The organism is Rhodoferax sp. UBA5149 (assembly GCF_002413825.1).
In the GTDB taxonomy this organism is placed as follows: domain Bacteria; phylum Pseudomonadota; class Gammaproteobacteria; order Burkholderiales; family Burkholderiaceae_C; genus Rhodoferax.
The window spans coordinates 5,927-14,487 of record NZ_DHXT01000112.1 but is presented as its reverse complement, the minus strand read 5'-3'; the positions used below and the strand labels follow the sequence as shown (position 1 = coordinate 14,487).

The 8,561-nt window shown below is 61.8% G+C and carries 9 protein-coding genes; 4 read left to right on the top strand and 5 right to left on the bottom strand.

Annotation, left to right across the window (positions count from 1 at the left end; all coding sequences use genetic code 11):
* Positions 1-1,036 (top strand): MutS-related protein (locus B3V69_RS10230; RefSeq protein WP_414707507.1); only part of this gene is annotated, 1,036 nt, incomplete at its 5' end.
* An 85-nt stretch (positions 1,037-1,121) separates the two neighbouring features.
* Positions 1,122-1,280 carry a hypothetical protein gene (locus tag B3V69_RS10225; protein WP_296446227.1) on the top strand — a complete coding sequence of 53 codons (159 nt, stop codon included), beginning with the start codon at positions 1,122-1,124 and terminating at the stop codon, positions 1,278-1,280.
* 26 nt (positions 1,281-1,306) lie between these two features.
* On the opposite strand, the gene B3V69_RS10220 is transcribed toward B3V69_RS10225, so the two are convergent.
* Complete coding sequence (locus tag B3V69_RS10220) at positions 1,307-1,552, bottom strand: hypothetical protein (protein WP_296446225.1); 246 nt, start codon at positions 1,550-1,552, stop codon at positions 1,307-1,309.
* A 15-nt stretch (positions 1,553-1,567) separates the two neighbouring features.
* Positions 1,568-3,304, bottom strand: coding sequence for an FAD-binding oxidoreductase (locus tag B3V69_RS10215; protein WP_296446223.1), 1,737 nt, complete (start codon positions 3,302-3,304; stop codon positions 1,568-1,570).
* A 282-nt stretch (positions 3,305-3,586) separates the two neighbouring features.
* On the opposite strand from B3V69_RS10215, the gene B3V69_RS10210 reads away from it, so the two are divergent.
* Complete coding sequence (locus tag B3V69_RS10210) at positions 3,587-4,414, top strand: proteasome-type protease (protein ID WP_296446220.1); 828 nt, start codon at positions 3,587-3,589, stop codon at positions 4,412-4,414.
* Between the two features lie 4 nt (positions 4,415-4,418).
* Positions 4,419-5,234 (top strand): alpha/beta fold hydrolase, encoded by an 816-nt coding sequence (locus B3V69_RS10205; RefSeq protein ID WP_296446218.1) that lies wholly within the window; start codon positions 4,419-4,421, stop codon positions 5,232-5,234.
* Here B3V69_RS10205 and B3V69_RS10200 read toward each other — a convergent pair.
* The 3 genes from B3V69_RS10200 to B3V69_RS10190 all read right to left on the bottom strand — a co-directional run.
* Complete coding sequence (locus B3V69_RS10200) at positions 5,218-6,894, bottom strand: ATP-binding protein (protein ID WP_296446216.1); 1,677 nt, start codon at positions 6,892-6,894, stop codon at positions 5,218-5,220. The genes B3V69_RS10205 and B3V69_RS10200 overlap by 17 nt on opposite strands.
* Positions 6,891-8,186, bottom strand: coding sequence for an HD-GYP domain-containing protein (locus B3V69_RS10195; RefSeq protein WP_296446213.1), 1,296 nt, complete (start codon positions 8,184-8,186; stop codon positions 6,891-6,893). Before B3V69_RS10195 ends, B3V69_RS10200 begins: the two co-directional genes overlap by 4 nt.
* Before the next feature lie 108 nt (positions 8,187-8,294).
* Positions 8,295-8,561: undecaprenyl-diphosphate phosphatase (locus B3V69_RS10190; RefSeq protein ID WP_296446211.1), on the bottom strand; the 267-nt coding region annotated here is incomplete at its 5' end.

Genomic DNA, 8,561 nt, shown 5'->3' with positions numbered 1-8,561 from the left:
CCGTGAAAAATGGCTGTACGAGCAGCTGCTGGACCAGCTGCAGGGGTTCGTACCGGCGCTGACGCAAGTGGCGCGCGCCCTGGCCACGCTGGACGCACTGTGTGCCCTGACCGAACGCGCCCTGACGCTGGACTGGTGCGCCCCGCAGTTTGCCAAGGAGCCCTGCCTGGACATCACGCAAGGCCGCCACCCGGTGGTGCAGGCCCGTCTGGCCGAGACCAGTGGCATAGGAGGCCCCTCCGGTAGCCGCGCCTTCATCGCCAACGACACGCGCATGGGGCCGAAGCAGCGCATGCAGATCATCACCGGCCCCAACATGGGTGGCAAGTCCACCTACATGCGCCAGATCGCGGTCATCGTGCTGCTGGCCAGCATGGGCAGCTATGTGCCGGCCAACGCCTGCCGCCTCGGGCCGATCGACGCCATCCACACCCGCATCGGCGCCGCCGACGACCTGGCCAACGCCCAGTCCACCTTCATGCTGGAAATGCTGGAGGGTGCGCAGATATTGCACGCCGCCACGCCGAATTCGCTGGTGCTGATGGACGAAATCGGCCGCGGTACCTCGACCTTCGACGGCCTGGCGCTGGCCTCGGCCATTGCCACCCAGTTGCACGACAAAACGCAGGCCTACACCCTGTTTGCCACCCACTACTTCGAGCTGACCGAGTTTCCGGCCCAGCACCACGCCGCGGTCAACGTGCATGTGAGCGCCGTCGAGTCGGGCCGCGACATCGTGTTTTTGCATGAGATCCAGCCCGGCCCGGCCAGCAAGAGCTACGGCATCCAGGTGGCGCGGCTGGCCGGCATGCCCGCCGCCGTGGTCAACCAGGCGCGCCACACGCTGGAGGCGCTGGAAGCCAAGGCGTCCGAGACGCACGCCCAGGTGGACCTGTTCGCCGCCCCCCCCGCTACAGAAAGCATAGCTGCCAGCGCGGTGGAGACGGCGCTGGAGGCCTTAAACCCTGATACGCTGAGCCCACGCGAAGCACTGGATGCGCTGTACCAGCTAAAGGCTCTGGCGGGCAAGGCTTGAGACACGGGCACCCCACTCAGCTGCTTCGTTTTTAAAAAACGAAACAGCTGGCGTTCAGTTAGATTGAAACAAAGGAAAAACCACTATGGCAGGCGTAATTGGCAAGGACCCGAACATGAAAAAGAGTAACCACGCAGAGTTGGAGAGGCTCAATTTGTTGCGGAAACAGAAGCTGGCTGAAGCAGCGCTTAAGTTCAATCAGAAGAAAACCGTCCAACCGTCAAAAGACGCAGACAGCAAGTAAATTTTGCACGTAACAAATGGCCCCACTTAAGGGGCCATTTTTCTTGGGGGCTGCTTGGGTTTTACGGCACCATTGACCGGGATCACCGAGGGAAAGCCGCCAAAGGCAATCGCTGGACGACTACCTGAAAAAGACACATAGCCGTAGTAGCCATTTGCGATCTGCCTCCTCCAAACCAGCCGTTCAGATATGCATTGGCAGGTCGGCAATCTGGCGTTGATTTGGTCAAAACCAATTTCGGCCACCGACCTGTTGCTGACGGTCGAGGACACTAGGGTTCTTGCTATTCACGTCGGTGTTTTGCAGGGCGCTGCGGCCTTGACATCAGACCCAGAAAATGACGGTGCCAGTATCCCGCTGTGCCCCACCTGCCGGGCCACCGGATCCAGTAAAACACCGGGGTTCATGATGCCCTGCGGGTCGGCCACCTGTTTGGCCGCCGCCAGCATCTGGCGAAACAGGGCGGGCACTTCGCGCTCATAGCCGCTGCGGTGATCACGCCCGACGGCATGGTGGTGGGTAATGGTGCCGCCGTGCGCAATGACTGCGGCATTGGCCGCCTGCTTGATGTCGCGCCAGGCCGACAAGGCGCTGGCCACACTGCCATCCGCGCCGCCGCGCGCGGCCAGCGTGAAATACGGTGCCGGTCCGTCCGGGTACACATGGGTCAGACGGCACGACAGCAGCGCCTCCTGCCCCGTGGCGCGCTTGATCGCCGCTCCCACGTCGGCCTTGACACTGGCGTAAAACGCCTCAAACCGATCCCAGGTGATGGCGGTCTCAAAGGTATCCATGATCAGCCCCAGCCCAACGGCCGGGTCGCGCCAATAGGGCATGCGCAGAAAAGCGTCGCGCCAGGCCCCGGCGGCACCGCTGCGGTGCTCGTCCCCGCCTTGAGCGGCCAGCGAGCGGGCCACGGCATCCGCGTCAAACGTGCCGCCATGGTCACGCACCAGATCCAAAGCACGCGCCATCCATGCCTGCAGCGGGTGGTCGGACGACTCAAAGCCCAGCACCAAAATGGCGAAACGGCCATCGCCCACGCCAGAAAACACGGTCTCCATCGGGTCCAGCAAACGGCAGTTCGTCGGGTTCAACCCCGACTGCGCCAATGCCCGCACACAACGTGCAGCCGCAAAGTAGTCCGTAAAGCGGACCGAGGCCGATACACGAAAGCACGGCGGCTCTTGCAGACGCACCCAGGCCTCGGTCAGCACGCCCAGCGTGCCCTCAGACCCCAGCACCCACCGATCTGGTGCAGGCCCGGCACCCGAGCCCGGCAGACGCCGTGTTTGCAGAATGCCGTTAGGGGTGACCAACCGCGTGGACTCAACAAAATCATCGATATGGGTGTGCTGCGTGGCGTAATGGCCCCCGGCCCGCGTGACGATCCAGCCACCCAGCGTGGAGAACTCAAAGCTCTGCGGAAAGTGGCGCAGCGTGAGCCCGTGCGGTTTGAGCTGGGCTTGCAGCTGTGGCCCCAGCGCGCCAGCCTGAATGCGGGCCGCGCGACTGATGGGGTCTACCTCCAGCACCCGGTTCAGGCGTTCCAGGTCCAGCGAAACCACCCCGGCATAGCTGTCGCCCACCGCCGCCTCCACACCACCGCACACGCTGCTGCCGCCCCCGTAGGGAATGACCGCCACGTTGTGGGCCTGCGCCCAGTCCAGAATGTCCACCACCGCCTGCTCGTCATCGGGAAATGCCACCCAGTCGGGTGGCGTGGGCGGGGCGCGCAGCCACATGCGCGCCAGGTCTGCATAGCTCTTGCCAACGCAGTGGTTGAGCCGGTCCAGTGGCGTGGCTGAAAACACCGAGACCAGGGCCTTGGGCGCGGCAACGCGCGGCGAGGGCAGCGTAAATTCGTGCACTTGCGGCACTGCCCGCTCGGTATAAGGCACCTCCAATTGCTCGACCATGGTCTTTACCGTGGCCTGTTCGCGCGTATCCAGCGAGGCATCGGCCTGGCCCCAGCCCCAGAAGCGGCGGGGTGCACGGCGGGAAAGTGTGGTGGAGTCGGTCATGGCGGCCTCTTGATTGTGGGTAGGCAAGCATTGTGCGACACGGTTCTGTGGTGGTCGGCTCCCGCTACGTTGCCGGCTTTCAATTGAAAAACTCCGCGTCGCCCAACAATCCAGCGAGCCCGAATAACGAGCAGCACAAGGCGGGATCAGGGCCACCGCCGGGGAGGACATTTCCGGCACGAATTCTGCGTAGAGAATTAACAGCCTCAAGCTGGTACAAAATCGAATACTTATTTCAGGTGAAAACCGCACTCCACGTTTTACTTTTCTCCAGGCAACAACATGACCTACTGCGTCGCCATCAAACTCAACGCCGGACTGGTGTTTCTGTCCGACTCGCGCACCAATGCCGGGCTGGACCAGATCAGCACCTTTCGCAAAATGATCGTCTACGAAAAATCCGACGACCGCTTCATGGTGCTGCTGTCGGCCGGCAACCTGAGCGTCTCGCAGTCGGTGCGCGAGATATTGCAGGTCGAGCAACTCAAGGATCACGAAGACAGTGACGCCATCACGATCTGGAACGCCAGGAGCATGTTTGATGCCGCGCGCGTGCTGGGCGCGGCCATTCGCCGGGTCTACGACCGCGATGGGGCGGCGCTCAAACAGTCGGGCGTTGACTTCAATGTGTCGCTGATTTTCGGCGGGCAGATCAAGGGCGAAGGCATGCGCCTGTTTCAGGTCTACTCCGCCGGCAACTTCATTGAAGCCACGACCGAGACACCGTACTTTCAGGCCGGCGAATCCAAATACGGCAAACCGGTGCTGGACCGCGTCATCACGCCCCATACGCCGCTGGACGAGGCCGCCAAGTGCGCGCTGGTGTCGATGGACTCCACGCTCAAGTCCAATTTGTCAGTGGGCCTGCCGCTGGACCTGGTGGTCTATGAAGCCAACACGTTCCAGACCGACAAGGTGGTCTGCATCGACGAAAACAACCCCTATTTCAGGATGCTGCACGGCAGTTGGGGACAAAAATTGCGTGAGGTGTTTGACAGCATTGAAGACCCGATGTGGAACGGCGAAACAACCGAAGTGCCGCTGATGATTCAATCCAGCCGCAGCCGGCCCCTGAAAAAAATCACCACACCTCAGGAAAAGCTGATCTGACCCCATGCCCCACATCATCTTCTCCCACGCCAACAGTTTTGCTGCCAGCACTTATGGTGTTTTGTTCAAGAATCTGAAATCACGCGGCTTCACGGTCAGGGCGATCGAAAAGTTTGGCCACGATGCCAAGTACCCCGTCACCAACAACTGGCCCCATCTGGTGCAGCAGCTCCTTGATTTCACGCGACGCGAAGTCGACAAAGCGGGGGCGCCTGTGTTTCTGGCCGGCCACTCCTTCGGCGGCTTTGTCAGCCTGATGGCCGCCGCGCGCGCGCCGGCGCTGGCGCGTGGCGTGCTGCTGCTGGACTCGCCCCTTCTGGGCGGCTGGCGCGCCACCACCCTGGGTGTCATGAAACGCGCACAGCTGGTGGGTGCCGTGTCCCCCGGCGCCATCAGCCGCCAGCGCCGCAACAACTGGCCCAGCCAGGAGGCCGCGCTGGAACACTTTCGGCATAAAAAAGCGTTTGCCAAGTGGGACCCGCAGGTGCTGCAGGACTACATCGCGCACGGCACCCATGACGAGGGCCACGGCGAGGAGAAAAAACGGGTGTTGAGCTTTGACCGCGCGGTCGAGACCGCCATCTACGACACCCTGCCCGACAACCTGGACGCGCTACTCAAGCGCCACCCGCTCAAATGTCCGGTGGCTTTTCTGGGTGGCACTCACTCGGTGGAGATGAAGCAGGTTGGCATGGCCATGACCGAAAAAGTCACGAAAGGCCGCATCATGATGCTGGACGGCAGCCACCTCTTCCCCATGGAAAAACCGATTGCCACCGCCGCCGCCATGGAAGCGGCGCTGCTCAACCTGGGGGCTTGATCGCGGCGCCCGCCTTTTTGGGCAAAATCACCTTGAACGTGGTGCCCTGCCCCAACTCGCTCTTGACCTCGATGTGGCCATCGTGCTTTTGCACAATGCCGTAAGACAGCGAAAGGCCCAGCCCGGTGCCCTGGCCCACCGGTTTGGTGGTGAAAAACGGCTCAAAAATCCGGGTCAAATTTTCGGGCTTGATGCCCCGTCCGGTGTCTTGTACTTCGATCCACACCTGGGCATCGTCATGCCCGGTGCGAATGGTGATCGTGCCATGCCCTTCAAGCGCGTGCGAAGCATTGACCAACAGGTTCATGAACACCTGGTTGAGCTGGAACGAAAAGCATTCGATCGGCGGAATGCCGCCAAACTCCTTGACGACGTCGGCCTTGTACTTGAGCTCGTTCGAGACCACGCGCAAGGTGCTCTCCAGCCCGGCCTCCAGATCGGCCCACTGGCGCTCGGATTCATCGACGTGGGAAAAATCCTTCAAGTCCTGCACGATACGGGTCACGCGTTTGAGCCCGTCCAGCGATTCAGCGAGCAGGCTGGCGACGTCTTCGCGCATGAACTCGACGTCGATGTCGGCTTTGATCTGTCGTATTTCCAGCACCGCAACCCCGGCCATGGCGTCTTCCGCCCGCTCGTAGGTTGACAGCAAGCGCAGCATGTCGGTGACATAGCCCTGCAAGGTTCCCAGGTTGGAGTTGACAAAGCCCACCGGGTTGTTGATTTCATGCGCCACACCGGCCGCCAATTGGCCGATGGACGCCATGCGCTCCGATTGCAGCAACTGGTTCTGCGCCTCTTCCAGCCGCTTGATCAAGGCCGCCTGGCGCTCGCGCTCTTGCACCAGTGTCTCGTTGGCAGCGGCCAGGTCGGTCGTGCGGGCCAGCACCCGTTCTTCCAGCAAATCGCGCGACTCGCGCAAGGCCTCTTCGGCCAGGGTGCGCTGGGTGATGTCATGAAAACCGAACACGCGGCCAATGATCTGCTCACCCAGGTATTGAGGGCGCGAGCTGGCCTCGAACACGCGGCCGTCCCGGTGGTGCAGCAGATCTTCCGTTTCGCCCTTGTCCACGATCGCACCCAGTCGGGCTTGCAGCAGCTCGGACTCGATCACACTGCCCGCGACGAAACCGAGAATGCGGGCATCGTCATGCGCGTCGAGCAAATCGTCGGGGATCTCCCACATCTGGCTGAACAGGCGGTTCATGCTGTCGATCCGGCCCTGCCAGCCGATGACCAGGATGCCATTGCCGGTGGACTCCAAGGTGGCGCGCAGCTGCGACAAGGTATGCGCCAGCGCATCCTCCGCTTTACGTTCACTGAGCGTCTGCAGCGCCTGCACCAGCAGCAGGGGCGCGCCTTCATTGTCCAGGATCTGAACCGACTTGCTGACCGTCAACAGTTCCCCATCGGCGCGGCGGTATTGACCCTCCTGGCCCTGCACATCGAGGTACTGGCCAGCGCGAACGTCCTCCCAATAGAACACGTCCTGCAAGGCACTTTCAATCTCGGTGATCGGCAAGCCCCGCAGCTGCTCCGAGGAGTAACCCAGCGTCCTGGCCACCGTGGCGTTGGCCATCACGATCTCCAGCGATACCGGGTCGACCAGCAGCAGCATCTCGGGGCTGTGGTCAAGCATCAGCCGCGCCAGGTCACTCATGGTTTGCCTGCTTCTGGTCGTGACGAGCTCGCGTCAAAGTAGTAGCTCACCCGTTTACGCGGGCTCAGGTAGTTGTACACATCGCGCGACACCTGGGCCGGCCGGATGGCCTTGGCAATGTTGACCTCGGTTTCACGCTCCATGTCCAGCAGCATCGCTTCCTCTTTTGGAATGTCGGCGTCGTACACCACCACCGTCGGTTTCATGGGTCGCGCCGTGTTGACCGTTGCCACCATGCCGATGGCGCCGTTGGACAGCTGCACGATCGAACCCGGCGGATAGACGCCCAGGCAGCGAATAAAGACCTGCAGCAGTTTGGGGTCGAACTTGCCGCGCAGCTTGGCAAACATGAGGGACAGCGCTTCATGCGGCGTCAGCGCGTCGGCAATCAATGGGGGGTTGCACAGCTCGTCGTAGAAATTGGCAATGACCACAATGCGCGACAGCAGGCTGGTCGATTCGCCTTTGAGCTTGGCCGGATAACCCGTGCCGTCGAACAGCTCGTGATGCTCCCGGATGATGGCCAACACCGGCGCCACGAGCTGCATGCGCTGACCGATGTCGACCCCATACTGGCAGTGCATTTCATAGAAGTTGCGCTCGGCCTGCGTCAGCGCTTCCGTTTTGCGCAGTATCTTGTCGGGCACTTCCTTGCGTCCAATATCGTGCAGCAAGGCGCCCAGCCCCAAGGCACCCACCACCTCGGCCGGCAGTTTGAGGTCGCGCGCGATCATCATCGAGAGCATGGTGACGTTGAGCGAATGAAAGTACAGCTCTTCGCCCCCCATCTTGTCGCCCATCACATGAATTGCCAGCTCCGGGGCGCTGAGGATCGAATCGGTAATTTGGGCGATGAGTTTCGTCGCTTGCTGCACGGTCTCAAGCGGCTTGCTGAACATGTTCTTCTCAATGTCGCGAATGGCGCTGGCGGTGTTGACAAAGGCCTTCTCGATCCGCTCGGCGTCCTTCCGACGCAGCTGCATCTGCGCCATCATGGCGCGTTTGGCGAGCATGACCGGGGTCAGCTCGGGCTCCGGGCTGACCGTCGGCGGCGCGACAGCGGTGGCGCCGGGCGCGGACGACGCGGCCACGGGAGGCGGTGGCGTGCCCTCGCTCAAATCCGGGCTGAAGCGCACCGTTTTCAAACCCAGACTGCGAATGATCCTGATCTGCTCCTCGGACTTGATCTTGAAATCGCCAAACGCGAACGGATGCTCAAACCACTTCAAATCAAGGTGAACATACAACCCAACCCGAAGCTGGTCCATGGAGAGCGTGTGATTGTCCGGCATGGGGCTCAGCACTTCCTTTGAGAGATGACAAGCGCACGGCGCGTGAGCACCTCACATGCGCCAATGCCCAACGATAACGCAGAACAAGACAGCGAGGCAAGCTGCAACTCACACCCCCCAGTGCACCGTGCCGCTCCAGGCGGTGGCCAGCACCACCACGCCAAAGACGATGCGGTAATAGGCAAATCCGGCAAAGCTGTGGCTGGCGATGTAGCGCAGCAGCCAGCGGATGCACAGCCACGCGCTGATGAACGACACCACCAGGCCGACCGCGAACAGCGGCACGTCGGCCAAGGACAGCAGCGCCCTTTCTTTGTACAGACTGTAGACGCCGGCCCCAATCAGCGTGGGAATCGCCAGATAGAAGGAAAAATC